The sequence below is a fragment of the Carboxylicivirga caseinilyticus genome (assembly GCF_050589785.1).
Classification (GTDB): domain Bacteria; phylum Bacteroidota; class Bacteroidia; order Bacteroidales; family Marinilabiliaceae; genus Carboxylicivirga; species Carboxylicivirga caseinilyticus.
In genome coordinates, this window is sequence record NZ_JBNGOX010000035.1 from 1 (window position 1) to 15,779 (window position 15,779).

The window sequence follows — 15,779 nt, forward strand, 5'->3', positions numbered from 1 at the left end:
AGTAATAAGTTTTTAATAATAAAGAGGAGTGTGGTGTAAATGAATTAGGAAATTCAAGACAATAAGCTCCTCGATAGGAATCGAGGAGGAGTATATGGAAGGAGGCATTTAAGTTTGTGTAATACATCCTGTATTGTGCTCCTCTTCGTATCTTAACAAAGGTAAATTACTTATCAATTTCGATTGATGAAACCCTGTAGCTATCAGCAATAATTTCTTAACAATAAAGAAGAATGCAGTATAAATGAATTAGGAAATTCAAAGAAATTAGCTCCTCGATTCCTATCGATGAGAAGATCTTTAAGTTTGTGTAATACATACTGTATTGTACTCCCCTTCGTTTCCAAACGAAGGGACATTGACTTATCAATTCCAATTGATAAAAACCTTAGCTATCAGCAATAATTTCTTAATAATAAAGAGTAGTGTAGCTTAATTGAATTAGGAAATTCAAGACAATAAGCTCCTCGATAGGAATCGAGGAGAAGGTTCTTTAATCCTCATAGTAGCCATGGCCATAGGTATATCGATAACCATAATTGTATCGATAGTTGTAACCATAACCATATCCTTTCTTCATGCTGAGATCATTCAAAAGGATACCGACATTTTTAATTCCTTCTTCAGAAATATTTCGTAAGGTCTGTTCCGTAATCTTTTTTATAGAGTGATTTTGTCTAACCAGAAAAATTAAAGAATCAGCATGTCTTGCCAATAGAAACGGATCAGAAACAATCCCCATTGGTGGAGTATCTACAATAATGATATCGAATTCCTTTTTTAATTCCTCAAATAAAGTTTGAGTCTTTGGAGAACTTATCAGTTCTGAAGGATTCGGTGGTATATCACCCGATGGTATAATAGTTAAATTATTTTGCTGATGCTTAACCTTAATTTCATCGTAAGTGGCCTTACCAATAAGATAATTGGATATGCCAGTTGCTTTATGAGTATCAACCAATTTATTTAGTCCGGGCTTTCTCAGGTCAAAGCCTAGTATTACCGTTTTTTTACCACTGATGGCTAATGCAGCTGCAATATTCAATGCACAAAAGGTTTTGCCTTCGCCGGGAATGGAAGAGGTAACACTGACAACCGGACAGGGAATATCTTGAGTTAAGAAATCAAGTCTGGTTCGCACTCTCCTGAAACTTTCAGTAATAACAGATTTAGGATGATGCTGCACTACGTTACTTTCTTCTTTAGAATTATGCAATATTTGTCCGATAATTGGAGATTGGGTTATCTTTTTGATGTCTTCCTCATCCAGTATTTTATTATTAAGCAACTGACGAAGTCCAATAAATGCTAAAGGAAGAATTAAACCTATCATCAAACCATTTTTATAATTGCCACTAACATTGGGAGCAATCATTCCATTACTTTGTGCGGCTTCCAGAACTTTATGATCAGGAGTGTTGGAGGCTTTCTGAATCTGGGCTTCAGACCTTTTACGTAGTAGAAATGTGTAAACTTCATTGTTTAACTCAAACTTACGTTCTATTCCCAAGAGTTTTCTCTCTGTCTCAGGGAGGGAATACAGTTCTTTTTCATTTTTCTCTTTGTTGCTATTAATTCGATTAATGGTTTCATTAATAATATCGAGTTGACCGTTAATGGTTTTTAATAACGTTTTTGTTGCAACTTCTATTTGTGTTTCTACCTCCCTGTTGGCAAGGTTTAAGTCCTCACTAAATGTACCGCGCATGCTTAGCCGTTGTGAGTTCAACTCCATAATCTGACTTATCTGTTCAGATAAGAGATTATTACCGACGTCGTATTGTGCAGGAGCAATAACTTCATTACCCGAAAAATCGTTTGAGAAGTAATTAATCAGATAATTATAGTACTGCTTTGTTATTTCGTATTGAGCAAGTTGCTGCTCCATATCCTGCAAACCACTAAATAGGTATTCTGATTTAGCTGAAACACTTTGAATCTGATTACTGGTTCTGAAATTGCTTAATTCAGACCCGGTAAGGTATAGGGAGTCAGATATCACACCTAATTGCTCTTCAATAAATTTGATGGTGTTGGTCGCAATCTGATTCTTCTGTTCAAGGTTTTTAGCGATAAAAACTTTAGCCAGTTGATTCAGGAAAATGGTATTTTTTAGGTTGTTTTTACCTGTAACTGAAACACGTATTATAGAAGACGTCTCATTAGCTCTGAATGTTCTTAAAGTAGATTTGTAGCTGGCTGCAATACTTTGAGGATGATTAAAAATAAAATATATCTCCTGCTGCGATGAACTGGTTCCCTTGTGGTTTTCTATCTTGAATCGTCCCCAGGGCATATCAATAACTTCTCCAAATCGAAAAGACTGTTCAAAATTCATAGGACCGATACCTGATCCATTTCTGTTATCTTTATAAATGTATGTTCCTGAATTTTCTGTATGAACCTTTAATCTGTATTCATTCTTATTAATAAACTCAAGATAGATGGGTGTATTTAAAATTTGTTGATGCAAGGAATCAAAAAAGACCGTAAAAGGTTCATCATGATATACTTCGGTATGTTTCATTCTACCTTGAATGAAATAACTTAGATGAAAATCCAGTTGATCAACCGTTTCCTTAATAACGTCCCAGGATGTAAGAACAGCCATTTGGTTTTCAATGTTCTGCTGTCCCGGAGTAAGGCCAAAACCTTCCATCATATTACCGGTAGGCATCTTTTCACCTTTCTCTTCTATTAATAAAGATATGGATGCCCTGTAGGTAGGTTGAATGTAACGGTGAGCAGTATATACAATAGCAATGCTTAATGGTACGGTTATGGCAAATAACCACCAGTAATGCAGTAAATCAAATAAAAAATGTTTAGTGTCGAAATTAAAACCGGATGACTGGTTATTATTTGTTTGATTCTGTACCACTCTTTTAATTTATTTGATGATTGTATTAATTGTCAGGTAAAGTGCCAATAAACCTGTTATGATACCCAAAGAGAAGGATTCTCCAATGCCAAACTGTTTAGCCCGCATAGGTCTAACATATAACATATCATTCGGGTAGATATAGTAATATTCAGAATTGACTATGTTTTTATCTGTCAGATCAATGGTATAAGTTATCGGACCTTCAGGTAGTTGACGTAGTAGCTGTAATTTCTTTTGCTTACCATATGGGGTTACTCCACCGGCAATGGCTACAGCTTCAAAAATGGTTATCTGTTCCTTGGTCATATTCTGAACTCCCTGGTTACGGAATTCACCAAGAGTAGTGAAAGTGTTAGTTGCCAGTTTGAATGTGAGGCTGTATTCTTTTAAAAATGGTTTTAAGGCCTCTTTTACTTTGTCTTTTCCTTGTACCACATTACAGTCTTTCAAATTAATTTTACCAACATAGGGGAAATCAATGTTCATACTATCATCTATCTGATAATAGAAGAAGGTTTGATTTTGTTGGCTTCCCCCCATACTACTATTTCTGCTTTGATTAAAAAAATCGGAAATCTTTTCATCAGGTGTTGATACATTTATAAAAAGGTAGTCGTTAGGCTGTAAAATATATTGGTCAGTAATTCCCTTCAAATTACTATATGGATTATCATAGTTTTTATCTGTACTATGATCCTGTAGCAAAACGATTTCTTTCTGCGGGATACAACTGAATAAAGTGGACAGGAGAACAATCCCTGATAAAAACAGATATTTGTTTTTATTGTTTATGGTAGAAAAGAATGAATACATTAGATTATTATCGTCTGTGAGTTTTCAAATTAATAGTTATCAAAAATAAGCTTTTCTGAATGAATTGTAGCTTACAATCTTACTTTTTTGTAACTCGTTTCATTTGTAGAATAGTCAAAATACAAATTAAGAGGGTATTGTTATTAATTGGTGATAGAAATTCATTTTATGGAAAAAATTGGAAAAGAAATAAGTATTGAGGCCTTGGTTGAGATAATTCCTTTATCTGTAAGATACTTAAGTAAGAAAGGAATAACCTGTATTGCCTGTGGCGAACCAGTATGGGGAACACTTGAAGAAGTGGCATTGGAAAAAGGATTTTCTAAGCAACAAATTGATCAGTTTGTGGAAGAACTTAATAAGATGATGGATAATGGTTAATTATTAAGGGTTAGTTGTTAATTGTGAGTGATTTGATGTATGTGTATATTGTGAATGATGAATTGATTTGGTCTGAAATTAACTAAGTTCTATGTATTTTAACTTCTTTGGGATTAATTATGGCTAGTTTTGACTGATTTCAATTCAATAAGTATGAATGACGAGTTGGTGTCTTATCTTTTGATGAAGTATACACGTTTTTTACATTAGGTAAGTTGTTGAAATATTGTGTTAATGACTGATTTTTTATGTTGAACCCTTCAAAAAACAGAACTAACATTGTATTTCTCCGTATATATTTAGTGTTAAACAGAAAATGCTTGCTATTTTTGCAAGAACTTTGGACAGAAATAATTTTATGAACGAATTAACAATTCAACTCTTAATACCCTTCGCTACTTTTTTATCATTTATTGTAGTGTTTCTTTCGATACCAACTATCCTCAGGGTGGCTAAGATGAAAAACCTTTTTGATGAGCCCAACAAAAGAACGGTTCATCGGGTGAAAATTCCAACACTGGGTGGTATGGCTATATTTATTGGGTTTATTTTTACCTATACGTTGTTTGTTGACTGGTTTAAATTTCCTCATATCCCCTTCTTAACTCCTGCTTTGGTAATCATTTTTGCCATTGGCATTAAAGATGATATTCTGGCAACAGCTCCTATGGTCAAGTTAGGAGGTCAATTGCTGGCAGCCTTAATCATTGTTGGTTTGGGACAAGTTGTTCTGACTGATTTTCATGGTTTCTTTGGTATTCAACCCAATGCTTTTTGGGGAACGATCTTTACGATTTTTACCATTATTTTTTTAGTGAATGGGTTTAACCTGATTGATGGAATTGATGGTTTGGCAGCGGTAACCGGAATCATCACCTTGTTTTCATTTTCTATCTGGTTTTTTATTAATGGTGAATATCATATTCCTGTTATGGCTGCAGCATTAATTGGTGGATTACTGGCTTTTGCCTATTATAATATTTTCTCAAAAAGGCAGAAAATATTTATGGGTGATACAGGGTCGTTGGTATTAGGGTTTCTGGTAGCTGTTGTTGCCATTCGGTTCAGTGAATTAAATGCTGTAGCTCATAGATCAATGCTTACTTATCAGATGAATAGTGCTCCGGCTGTAGCGATGGCCATTTTAATTGTTCCATTTATTGATACGGTTAGAGTTTTCTTTCTCAGGGTTTCGCAAGGGAACTCACCATTTATGGCCGATAAAAATCATATTCATCACCGGATGCTGGCATTGGGATTTACACATCTTCAGGTTTCATTGATTATTGGAGCTGTCAATATTGCTTTTGTTATTCTTGGTTTTTCACTTCGAAATATAGGAATGCTAAAGTTGACAATTTTAGTATTTACTTTGGGTATGACAGTTGCCTATATTCCATCCTGGGTACTGTATTATAAAAAGCGTCACCTTATTCGACGATTAAAACAGATAAAGAATAAAGCAAATATGTTTATTTTTTAGTGCAATTAGAGTCCTAGCTTTAAATAAATTAAAAGGGAATGTGTATTTCCGATTCGTGATTCTTTATGGTTAAATTTAAGTCTAAATACTAAATGATGAAGAATCAAGAAGCTCTTAAAAAGGAAATCGTAGAGGACTTAATATTACTAAATCGAATTGAGGATAAATCTGTTGACTACAATAAATTTCTACCTAAAGAACTTATAAAATATGGGCTTAAGCATGGTGTCGGGGCCAATATTTACTATCTAATAAAAAAAGGAAGAATCACCGGAGTTGACCAACAAGATTTAATTGAGTGGAAAAAAAACTATCTTCATGCATCTTTGCAGTTTCAGATTAAATTTCAGGCCTTCCTTCAGATTCAAAAATTATTCGATGAAAACAATATCCCGTTAATAACATTAAAGGGGTTTGCATTAGCGATATCTTTATATGAGGAAGAGGGTGTCAGACCTATGGGAGATCTGGATATTCTGGTTCCTGAAGATAAAGGGCAACTGGCTTTATCTGTTTTACTAAAAGCTGGTGCTAAACAGGTTCATACACCACGTTCGGTTTTGCACGAGAAGGTACATTCTCATGTAAGGGCCATTGTTTTTAATGGTGTATTAATTGAGATACATCAACGTTTGTTTTCTCTTGGAAATCCATATTATGTGCCTACTTATAAATGCTTTGAAACATATAAGTCAATTAACTATCATAATAAAGAGATAAATGTATTAAGCGATGTAATGATGGGGTATCATCTTATTTGTCATGCTGCCTATAATATTAAAAATGGGGGGCTTCGTTTCGGATGGTTACTTGATATTGCTTTATTACTATCGAGACAAAAAGATATTGAGACATATACTGAACAAATACTTAAAATGTTTACTGGAACAAAGAAAGAAATGTTAGATATCCTGATGATGTCTTCCGTATTGTTAGTTTCAGATGAGAGGAATAAATTATTATTTGGTAATGATGAATACTCAATAAAAGAGCTAATCAGTATAAAGATGCTCGAAAAAGATTCAAAAAAACTCCATAAAGTGAATAATTTGAAGGAGATATTGAATCAGCCGGGATTTAGAAATAAAATTCTGATGACATGGTTTGAATTATTTCCGTCAAAAGAATATATGATTGAATGGAATAATCACCAGGATGATTTTTTACTTAAGCTTTATTTGAAAAGGTTGTTTCATATTCATGATAAGTAGAATTACCTCCTTAATGTCTTAATGTAACAAGTGCTTAATAATGTGTTAGTTTAACTGCTGTTTTTAGTCTGAAATATTCAGCCATATCCTACTTTTCTATTAACTGCTGACTACTCCCTACTTACTAATTACTATCTTCGTACTATGAGTCAACAACTAGCAAAAAAGAAAATATTAATCTTTATTGATTGGTTTTTACCGGGTTATAAAGCGGGTGGTCCTGTGCGGTCAATGGCCAATATGGTGGAATATCTAAAGGATGAATATGAATTTTATATTGTTACCCGAAATACGGATTATACTGAAACATTACCTTACCATGGGATTAATAGTAATTCGTGGGTAGAATTTATACCTGGTGTAATGGTCAATTATGCAGATACTAAACATCAGAATAAAACTGTTTTTTTTAAATTACTAAAAGAGATTCAACCTGATATTGTATATATAAATGGGGTTTATTCATGGAAATTTTCCATTTTACCATTGCTGATCACCAATAATTATGGAGTTAAGAAGGTTGTAGTTGCATCCAGAGGGATGTTGGCTCAAAGCGCGATTGATGTGAAAGGTGGTAAAAAGCAGTTATTTCTAAAATTAGCAAGAATTTTGGGACTGTACCGGAATGTAATTTTTCATGCAACCAACGAAAAAGAAAAGCAGGATATTGAAAAGGCATTGGGTAAAGGTTTGAAGATTAAAATAGCGGATAATTTACCAACTAAAGAATTTATACCATTTAAAGAAATTATAAAAACCGGGGGAGTGTTAAAACTTGTTAGCCTGGCTCGTATCTCACCTGAAAAAAACACTTTGTATGCCCTTGAACGATTATTGGAATGCAAAGATTTAAAAGGTTCAATTCAGTTTGACTTATACGGACAAATATACAATGACGATTATTGGAAATATTGTAAGAATATTATTAGTCAGTTGCCGGAGAATATTAAGGTGGAATATAAAGGAACAGTGGATGCAGATATTGTAGGAGAGACTATTCAAAAGTATCATGCATTATACTTACCTACAAGAGGAGAAAATTTTGGACATGTGATATTGGAAAGTTTTATGGCGGGGAGGCCAGTTCTTATTAGCGATCAGACTCCATGGAGAGGTTTGGAAAAACAATATTGTGGGTGGGATATTAGCTTACAGGCAGTAGAGGATAGGCAGAAGGCAGAAGTGAAGAGACTTGAGGATAGAGAGTTTAGTTCGAAGACCGAAGTTAGTGGTTGGTCATCCGCACTTGCTCAGTTGGTTGAGATGGAGCAGGAGGAGTTTTATAAATGGTGCGAAGGAGCAAGAAAAAGAGCTGATAAATTTGTAAATGATCCTGAGTTACGGGAAGGGTATAAGAGGTTGTTTAATGATTTGTAACGGTTAGATATGATATGTCGCAACCATCAGAAAAAATAGACCTGGGAAGTTTCTATCACATTTATAACAGAGGCATTAATAGTTGTAATCTCTTTATGATGGAAGATGATTATAGACATTTGTTATTACTATATGAGAAATATATTGACCCGATTGCAGAGATCTATTCGTACGTATTACTTCCCAATCATATTCATTTATTGGTAAGGATTAAAGAGAATGTGAGGTATAAGTATTCAATGGAGGAGATTAAAAAGGTCAACACACGAAACGTTGTCAGGTCTATAGACGCTGACAAGTTTGGCGACGCTGTCGGGTTAGAAATAAATAAATGGGAAACGGTTTCTTTACCTGACGGCGCCGAAGGCCCGTCAGCGTTAAAAGAGAACGGTGACCATTCAGCGTTAAAAGAAAACGATTTGTCTAACCCTGCCAGATCTGCTGATGCTGGCAGGTTAGACACTGTCAGGTTGCCGGATGCAACAAGACATTTCTCTCATTTTTTTAATGCTTATGCAAAATATTACAATACAAGATACAACAGACATGGAGCTTTGTTTGAAAGGCCTTTTAAACGTAAGCGTGTTGATTCAAATGAATACCTGAAGAACCTGCTAATTTATATTCATACTAATCCTGTACACCATGGTTTTGTATCCAACGCTTTAGAATATGGATGGAGTAGTTATCTTGATTATTTAACTGGAACTAATCCCATTTATCAGCGTTGTATGGAAGATTATTTTGGAGATATTAATAATTTTAGAGCATGTCATCAATCAATTGATTTTGATGAAGATATTTTTGATTAATAACCAAAATGCCAACGCTGTCATGACTGCTGACGCTGACAGGGTTGGCAAGTTGGTATGATAATTATGAAATACATTGAAAAAAGTTAACGTAACATTCTTCTTCCGCAAACCACAGCCTCAGTATTTTTCAATCGAAAAGGTATTTGAACAGGTAATAAATAATCTTCCTCCAGAAGTTGAACATCATTCTTACCAATTAAAAACTGGAACCAATGGTTGGTGGGGGCGAATAAAGGCTTTGGTTGAAGTCTGGCGAAATAAAGGGGCTATCAATCATATAACCGGAGATATTACTTTTATTGCTTTGGCATTGCCAAAGAAGGGGTTGGTTGTTACCTATCATGATCTGGAATCACTGACCCAGTATAAAGGATGGCAACTGGCTATACTAAAATATTTGTGGGTTAAGATTCCGGTGAGAAGGGCCCAGGTTGTGACTGCCATATCCAATCATACCAAAGAACAACTTATTAAATGGACGGGTTGTGATCCGGATAAGATTAAAGTAATTCACAATCCTTTGCCCGATCGCATTAACTATTCTCCTAAAGAATTTAATAGCGAATGTCCACATATACTTGTTATGGGGACCAAAGATAATAAGAATGTAGAAGGGGTGTTTGAGGCGGTTTTTCAGTTGAAAAGTCGAAAAGTTGAAACGTTGAAAAGTTTAAAAGTTGATGAGGCAGAAGACGGGAGCCCCAATTGCCATCCAGGAAAGAATATGCACCAGGCACCAGACACTGGGCACTATAAACTAATTGTAGTGGGTAAAATGACTGAGCTGCAAAAGGCTTTGGAGGAAGAGTATCAGCTGGATATTGAAAACCTGATTCAGGTGCCTTATGAGCAAATACTGGATGCCTATAAGCGATGTGACATCTTGTGCTTTCCCAGTTTTTACGAAGGTTTTGGATTGCCTATTATAGAAGCACAAGCCATTGGACGACCGGTGATTACATCCAATTTTTGGGCTATGAAAGAAGTGGCAGGTGAAGGAGCTTTCTTAGTTGATCCTTATAAGATTGATGATTTGCGACTAGCAATTAGCAATAGTGTTGAGAATGAAGAGTTAAGAAATGTTCTGGTTGAAAAAGGTCTTGAAAATGTTAAACGATTTGCAGTCTCCATGATAGCCAGGCAATATGCCGAAGTGTATGTCAGTTTTTAAGAGCGAGGATAATGGTCAGTGATTAATGCTCCTATAGAATTCCTGTAACAGAAAATGAATTGTTGTTGCCAATCCTCGAAACACAGTAATAAAGATAAAAATATTAAGTCAATGCCTATTTTTCTTTATAACTTAAGGTCTCACAAAAAATAGTATTCACACCATCAACTAAAGCAATTAGTTCTTATTCTTAATTTTAGAAAGGCAAAATTATAATAGGTTTGTAGACTAAAGCACCTTTAGAAGATATTTGATTCTAATTAAGCATCTGTTTAGACAGTTAAGTAAAGTAAAATTAACTTGTCATCAAAAATTGCTTATCTGTCATTGATTTCATCTCCTTAGTCCTTGTTTTGATAAATTTAGTCATATCCGGGTGGATATTTTGTTTAACATACACTAAATTACTATGATAATTAAAGAAACCCGCCGGATCACATATCATACTTTCCAGAGCGTGCTATGGTCCTGCGGGCTTCCAGTACTAATTTCAAAATTACTAAAATTATGAGTAATGCTGAACATTATCAAGCTAAATTAGCCGAGGCCCTGGCTCTTGAAAGTAGTGCCATTAAAACACCTTATATGCCAATTGGTATATTCTTGCAGGAATCTGAGGATTTACGTTACTGGGCTATAAAAGACAAAGAAGCCCTGCTGGCGGCGGGTCTGGATGAAAACATCCTTGACAATCTGGATGTGACTATCGGGGCGACACGAGAAGCTCAGTCTATCTGGATGGAGAACCTGAAAACCCGTAAAGATGCGGAACAACGCTGGAAAGACGAATCACCGGCTGCCTTCAATCTGCGTGATGAGATGATCCATGCCTTCCGCTACGCCTATAGTCAGTTTGATGACTTGCTGGTACAGCTGAATACCATCAACGAAGGTGGAGGAAGCGCTGATATGATACAGGATCTGAATGACCTGGCCGTGATGGGACGATCCAATCCTGAGCCTTTGCAGCGTATTAATTATGATATGACGAAGATAGAACGGGCAGCTCAGCTATCGGAAGAAATGGCTGAACTTAGGGCCATGGCCAATGGTGATAAGCAGGAAGACAATGAAGCTTTAACTATTCGTAATCAAATGTACACCTTGCTTAAGCAACTGGTTGATGAGATCCGGGCTTGTGGAAAGTACTTATTCTGGAGGGATGAAAATCGTCTGAAGGGGTACGTGAGTAAATTTAACCAACAAATCTATAACCAACAGAAAGCTAAAGATAAAGATTCGACAATTATGATTTAGTAGTCAATTGAATTAATCAGAAAAGAGTTGGTGCATGCATTGGCTCTTTTTTGTTTCGTGATATAAAAATTTAGATTAACCCAAAATTGTCATTAGACTTCGTCAAAATTCCAATTCGATAAAGAATATCTAGACATTACAGCAGAGCTGCAATGTAAGATTTTCTATATCGGGATTTCCTCAATACGGCTTTCGCCTGCTGCCATTGAGGAATTTGTAAAATTCCCAATAACAGATTTCGTATTAACATAAGTGCCAGCTTTTTCAGAATGACTTAAATCCTTTAAGAAAGGCACCAAACCCCTAAGAATGACGCCAGACCTCTTTGGATTCAGTTAAAACCTTTAAGAATGACCTAAACCCTTTCCAGAATGGCATCAAACCTCTTAAATTTCACCTTAACATTTTCAGAATAAGGTCAACCCTTTCCAGAGTGAGATTAAAACTCTTTAGGTTGGTTTAAAGGCTTTAAGAATGGATAAATGAATAAAGCCCCGATGGTTATCGGGGAAGGATTAGGGATTGGTTGAAAGTTTAAGAGTTGAAAAATTTAAGGCGTGAACAGATAGGAGAGAAGCTGTAAAGAGATCTTACTGGAATAATAATGGAAACTTTTAATCTGCTAATTGAAAAATCAGCATAGTTAAATCTGGGGATGATTAAAGATTAAAGATTAAAGATGAAGGTTGAAAATTGGAAGAGTTGAAAGTTAATAGTTGAAAAGTTGAATGTTATAATTCTGATAGTTCTGATTCCATACTTTGGCAAATAGCCTCAAAGCTCCAATTTGCAATGTGGTTTTGACAGGTGTCAGGTTGTATGTTGGATTGAAGCAATTCATTTAGACAAGCGAGAAGCTCATTTTTAGTATTGGATTTAAATATTCGTCCAACACCAGATGTAACAATGTCAACTGCACAACCTACCTTATCACTCACCAGAACAGGCCTACCTGAGGCCAGGGCTTCATTAACTGCTAATCCCCAGGTTTCCTCCGGACCTTTTGAAGGAAGGCAAAAAATATTTCCTAACCGGTATGCAACAGGCATCTGACTTTGGTTTACAAAAGGAATAAAGAAGATGTTGGGATCACCTTGTGAAAGGTGTTTCAGTTTTTTTTCAAGAGGACCGGATCCGATGAAAATGAGTTTAATTGGTTGAATTGCTGATCTCGATAACGATTGGGAGTTTAATTGTTGAATAGCATTGAGTAGGAGTAAAGGATTTTTCTTTGATTCAAGTTTTCCTGCAAATAAAACGACTTTATCCTCTGGCTTAATCCCCAGATCTTTTCGCCACTGCTTAGCCTTATTTTCGTATTCATTTTTATCAATACCCGTAAAACGATGGTTGTCGATGGCATGAGGTGCGAGTACTAACTGATGGTCTTTGAGTCCGTGGACTTGGAAATATTTTTTACTGTTGGTGCCAACATAAAAGGCTTTGTCGATATGCCGATAAACATATTTAAGTGTGAATTGACGAATTTTAAATTTTAAGAGTTGTTTTGTTGTGTTGATCCCGATAACAATCGGGAGTTGATGAGTTGAAGAGTTGAATAGTTGAGAAATGGTTTGGATATCATGGTCTAATAAGGTGCTATCACCCCTGAACCAGATAGGTACTTTACCTTTGAAATGACGCATCACCTGAAAATGACTTTTCAATTTCCATCCAAATATAAGGATAGCATCAGGGGTATAGTCTTTTACATTCTTAATTAAAGTAGGGTTGTCTATGCCACTCCACCTTTTTGATGAGGGATGTTGACTAATGTTATCTACCAATTCATAGTTATATCCATCTAATAAGGGAATATCCCATTGTACTTTTTGTTTAAAATCGGGGTCATTGAATCCCTCAATGGCCTGTGGCCAGGTGTAAAACACCGTTAAATGACAGTTTTCCCGTTTATGGAGCATGGCAAACCAGGGGGCATTGTACTGGATAGGGTGGGTGGAGATAATGGCCAGACGCTTTTTTTTAGTCATTAGTTGTGAGTAGAAGGTTGTTAGTGACTTGTGATAAGTATTGATTATCTGCTGAATTTTTCTGGATGTGATAGTATAGCTAATAGTATTTTGCGAACTTCATTATATGATTCAATATACTTCTGATATTTTGCTTCTGTTACATAATTGCATTTCCAGGCATATTCTAACCATACTTCAGTTTCATATTCTTCACCCAAAGAATCAGAAATTTTATTGACAAACGATTTTGGGTAAATCTTTTTAGCCCAGGCTTCAGCTATGTTCGAGCATATCGAACGTGATGATCGTCTCATTTGATCCGTCAGAGCTTATTTTTCTTCTTTGGGAAATTCTTTTGAATCTTCAAAAATATCCATAGATAGCTGGAATGCTTTCTGATAGACAATTAACTCCTTAAAGCTTTTTATATTACTCATAACTCACTACTGAAAACTGTTAACTCTAAATTACAGCTTCTAATGCTTCCACTAACTTCCGGGCACTTTCTTTTGCTGAATATTGATCTAAAGCAGATAAATCAGGATTCCAGTCCTGGTCTGAAAGTCTTTTTGAGAGTACTGCTTTAAATTCCATAACCAAATCATTTTCTGTCATCTTCGGTTTGTATCTGACAGTATATTGATCTGCCTTACAATCTTCCATTACTTTCACAGCACTACTTTTGTGATGGAAAATACTTAATACAGGTCTTTCACTTAATAGTGACTGATAGGTTTTACTGGCTGTATAATGTTCTTCGGTGCTGCCAATAATCATCACTGTATCAGCTACTGAAAGAAAATTAAGTACCTTAAGGAATGGATAGCGTTCCCGATTTTCGAATACGATATCACTGATCTCATGATCCTCTGCATAGGCCGTTATGCGCTTTGCAGGGTATTGACCGGTACCTATAAACCAAAGTTGAATATCCTTATCCCATTTCCCTTCTTTGCGTAACTCTGATATGCTTTTAAAAAAGGAATCCAGTAGAATATGACTGTTGGGTAGGAAGGCACCGGCGTAGAGCCAGATTTTAGGTTTTAGGTGATAGGATTTAGGATTTAGGAGAGTACTTTCCCAAGGATAGGTCAAGTTCTCTAATTTTATTTTATGATCGTTGGGATCGAAGCCGTAGGGCATGCCTACGTGGGTTATAGGTTTTAGAGTGTTAGGGTTTAGGATTTTATTAGTCAAATGAGAGAAGTCAGTAGTTAGTAGCTTATTAGCTATTGAGGGGAAATTACGTTGGATAGCGGGAGCAAAGTAGGGAGTACTGACACCACTAATTACGCTAACTTTTTTTATGGCGATGGGCTCTAATACTCGAGCAATCCATTGACTAAGTTTTGCCCGCAAGTTATTCTGGTTACTGATATCCCGTACCCATGGATCGATATAATCAATGCCATATGATATCTTTGTTTTTTCGTAAAGAAGTCTACCCAAGAGGGCGTTATAAAAACTGGGGATGGGTAACCAAATAAAATCAATCTGTTCTTTACTAATAATGTTTTTCGCTTCTTTATACAACTGATAAAAGGCTCTTAAACCAATGTCACCTATTAAGCGTGGCTTACTTACTTTAAAGGCTTTAACTCGTGTAACGCTAAAATCATCCGAAAAAGTCTTTTCGAAATCAGGATCAGGTGTTTCTTCAAAATAACCAGCATCAACTGTTAATACACGAGGTAGCCAGTCCAGTTCTTTCAGATAATTTCCAATTAACCGGGGACGTTGCACGCCTGCTAGGTTTGCCGGATGCCAGTGTGGATATATGATAAGGATTGTGTTCATGAATGATAGGTTCTAGGATTTTGGGAATAGGTTTTAGGAAATAGGTATTAGGGAATAGGAATTAGGATTTAGGTTGGTGAAGTTACAGGATCTTATATCTCTAATTTGTTTCTTTTGGAGGTAATTAAAGCATTGATCATTTTTAATATTTCGAAAGCATCTGTTTCAAAATTTTTTAATTGCTCAGATGAAATAAATTTACGTTTTTCAAAAATAACAAGTAATGTTACTGATTCATATAATGATCCACGAGCAATATGTAAAAAGTGAATGAACTCTTTTAAGGAATGTCTGCCCTTTCCTTCTGCAATATTTTGAGGAATGGATGTAGAACAAGCCTCCATTTGTTCAATTAGCCTATAATGTCCTTTTACCTGATCACAAATATTTAATATTTCGTTGGCATACTCAATTGCTTTTTGCCAAACGATTAGATCTTTGAATTCAAAATTATTCATTGTTATAGGATATAGGGGTTAGGTTATAGGTTTTAGTTCTTAGGGGGAGGTATAGTAAGTAATTTGTGAAATATGATGTTGTTTTTAGGAATAGAATATAGGTGTACAGTTATCGACATGCAATAATCTTTAAGTCTAAAATTCTAACCCCTAAAACCT

13 protein-coding genes are annotated in these 15,779 nt (G+C 35.5%); 7 read left to right on the forward strand and 6 right to left on the reverse strand.

Translation table 11 applies throughout. The annotated features are described in order from the left end of the window. Positions 1 to 493: 493 nt before the first annotated feature. Together ACRD62_RS16260 and ACRD62_RS16265 are read right to left on the reverse strand one after the other, a co-directional pair. A complete protein-coding gene (locus tag ACRD62_RS16260) occupies positions 494 to 2,881 on the reverse strand; it encodes a GumC family protein (RefSeq protein WP_430821173.1) in 2,388 nt (795 codons plus the stop codon). A 9-nt stretch (positions 2,882 to 2,890) separates the two neighbouring features. Then, the gene (locus ACRD62_RS16265) at positions 2,891 to 3,697 is read right to left on the reverse strand and encodes a polysaccharide biosynthesis/export family protein (protein ID WP_430821174.1); all 807 of its coding nucleotides are present in this window, start codon (positions 3,695 to 3,697) and stop codon (positions 2,891 to 2,893) included. A 168-nt stretch (positions 3,698 to 3,865) separates the two neighbouring features. On the opposite strand from ACRD62_RS16265, the gene ACRD62_RS16270 reads away from it, so the two are divergent. From ACRD62_RS16270 to ACRD62_RS16300, 7 genes are all read left to right on the forward strand, one after another. Further along, positions 3,866 to 4,078, forward strand: coding sequence for a hypothetical protein (locus tag ACRD62_RS16270; RefSeq protein ID WP_430821175.1), 213 nt, complete (start codon positions 3,866 to 3,868; stop codon positions 4,076 to 4,078). A 358-nt stretch (positions 4,079 to 4,436) separates the two neighbouring features. Further along, positions 4,437 to 5,561: a glycosyltransferase family 4 protein gene (locus ACRD62_RS16275; RefSeq protein ID WP_430821176.1), complete on the forward strand. Its 1,125-nt coding sequence runs from the start codon at positions 4,437 to 4,439 to the stop codon at positions 5,559 to 5,561. Between the two features lie 95 nt (positions 5,562 to 5,656). Beyond that, a complete protein-coding gene (locus tag ACRD62_RS16280) occupies positions 5,657 to 6,772 on the forward strand; it encodes a nucleotidyltransferase family protein (RefSeq protein ID WP_430821177.1) in 1,116 nt (371 codons plus the stop codon). A gap of 144 nt (positions 6,773 to 6,916) precedes the next feature. Further along, the gene (locus tag ACRD62_RS16285) at positions 6,917 to 8,149 is read left to right on the forward strand and encodes a glycosyltransferase family 4 protein (RefSeq protein ID WP_430821178.1); all 1,233 of its coding nucleotides are present in this window, start codon (positions 6,917 to 6,919) and stop codon (positions 8,147 to 8,149) included. 14 nt (positions 8,150 to 8,163) lie between these two features. Next, complete coding sequence (locus tag ACRD62_RS16290; protein ID WP_430821179.1) at positions 8,164 to 8,961, forward strand: transposase; 798 nt, start codon at positions 8,164 to 8,166, stop codon at positions 8,959 to 8,961. Positions 8,962 to 9,037: 76 nt separating this feature from the next. After that, positions 9,038 to 10,135 (forward strand): glycosyltransferase family 4 protein, encoded by a 1,098-nt coding sequence (locus ACRD62_RS16295; RefSeq protein ID WP_430821180.1) that lies wholly within the window; start codon positions 9,038 to 9,040, stop codon positions 10,133 to 10,135. 462 nt (positions 10,136 to 10,597) lie between these two features. Next, positions 10,598 to 11,392 carry a hypothetical protein gene (locus tag ACRD62_RS16300; protein ID WP_430821181.1) on the forward strand — a complete coding sequence of 265 codons (795 nt, stop codon included), beginning with the start codon at positions 10,598 to 10,600 and terminating at the stop codon, positions 11,390 to 11,392. Between the two features lie 731 nt (positions 11,393 to 12,123). Here the strand turns inward: ACRD62_RS16300 and ACRD62_RS16305 are convergent. The 4 genes from ACRD62_RS16305 to ACRD62_RS16320 form a co-directional block, all read right to left on the reverse strand. Then, positions 12,124 to 13,383 carry a glycosyltransferase family 4 protein gene (locus ACRD62_RS16305; RefSeq protein WP_430821182.1) on the reverse strand — a complete coding sequence of 420 codons (1,260 nt, stop codon included), beginning with the start codon at positions 13,381 to 13,383 and terminating at the stop codon, positions 12,124 to 12,126. 44 nt (positions 13,384 to 13,427) lie between these two features. Then, on the reverse strand, positions 13,428 to 13,679 hold the full coding sequence (locus ACRD62_RS16310; RefSeq protein ID WP_430821183.1) for a four helix bundle protein: 252 nt from the start codon (positions 13,677 to 13,679) through the stop codon (positions 13,428 to 13,430). 148 nt (positions 13,680 to 13,827) lie between these two features. Beyond that, a complete protein-coding gene (locus ACRD62_RS16315) occupies positions 13,828 to 15,162 on the reverse strand; it encodes a glycosyltransferase family protein (protein ID WP_430821184.1) in 1,335 nt (444 codons plus the stop codon). Positions 15,163 to 15,254: 92 nt separating this feature from the next. After that, entirely contained in the window at positions 15,255 to 15,620 is a 366-nt protein-coding gene (locus ACRD62_RS16320) for a four helix bundle protein (RefSeq protein ID WP_430821185.1), read from the reverse strand. Between the last annotated feature and the right edge of the window lie 159 nt (positions 15,621 to 15,779).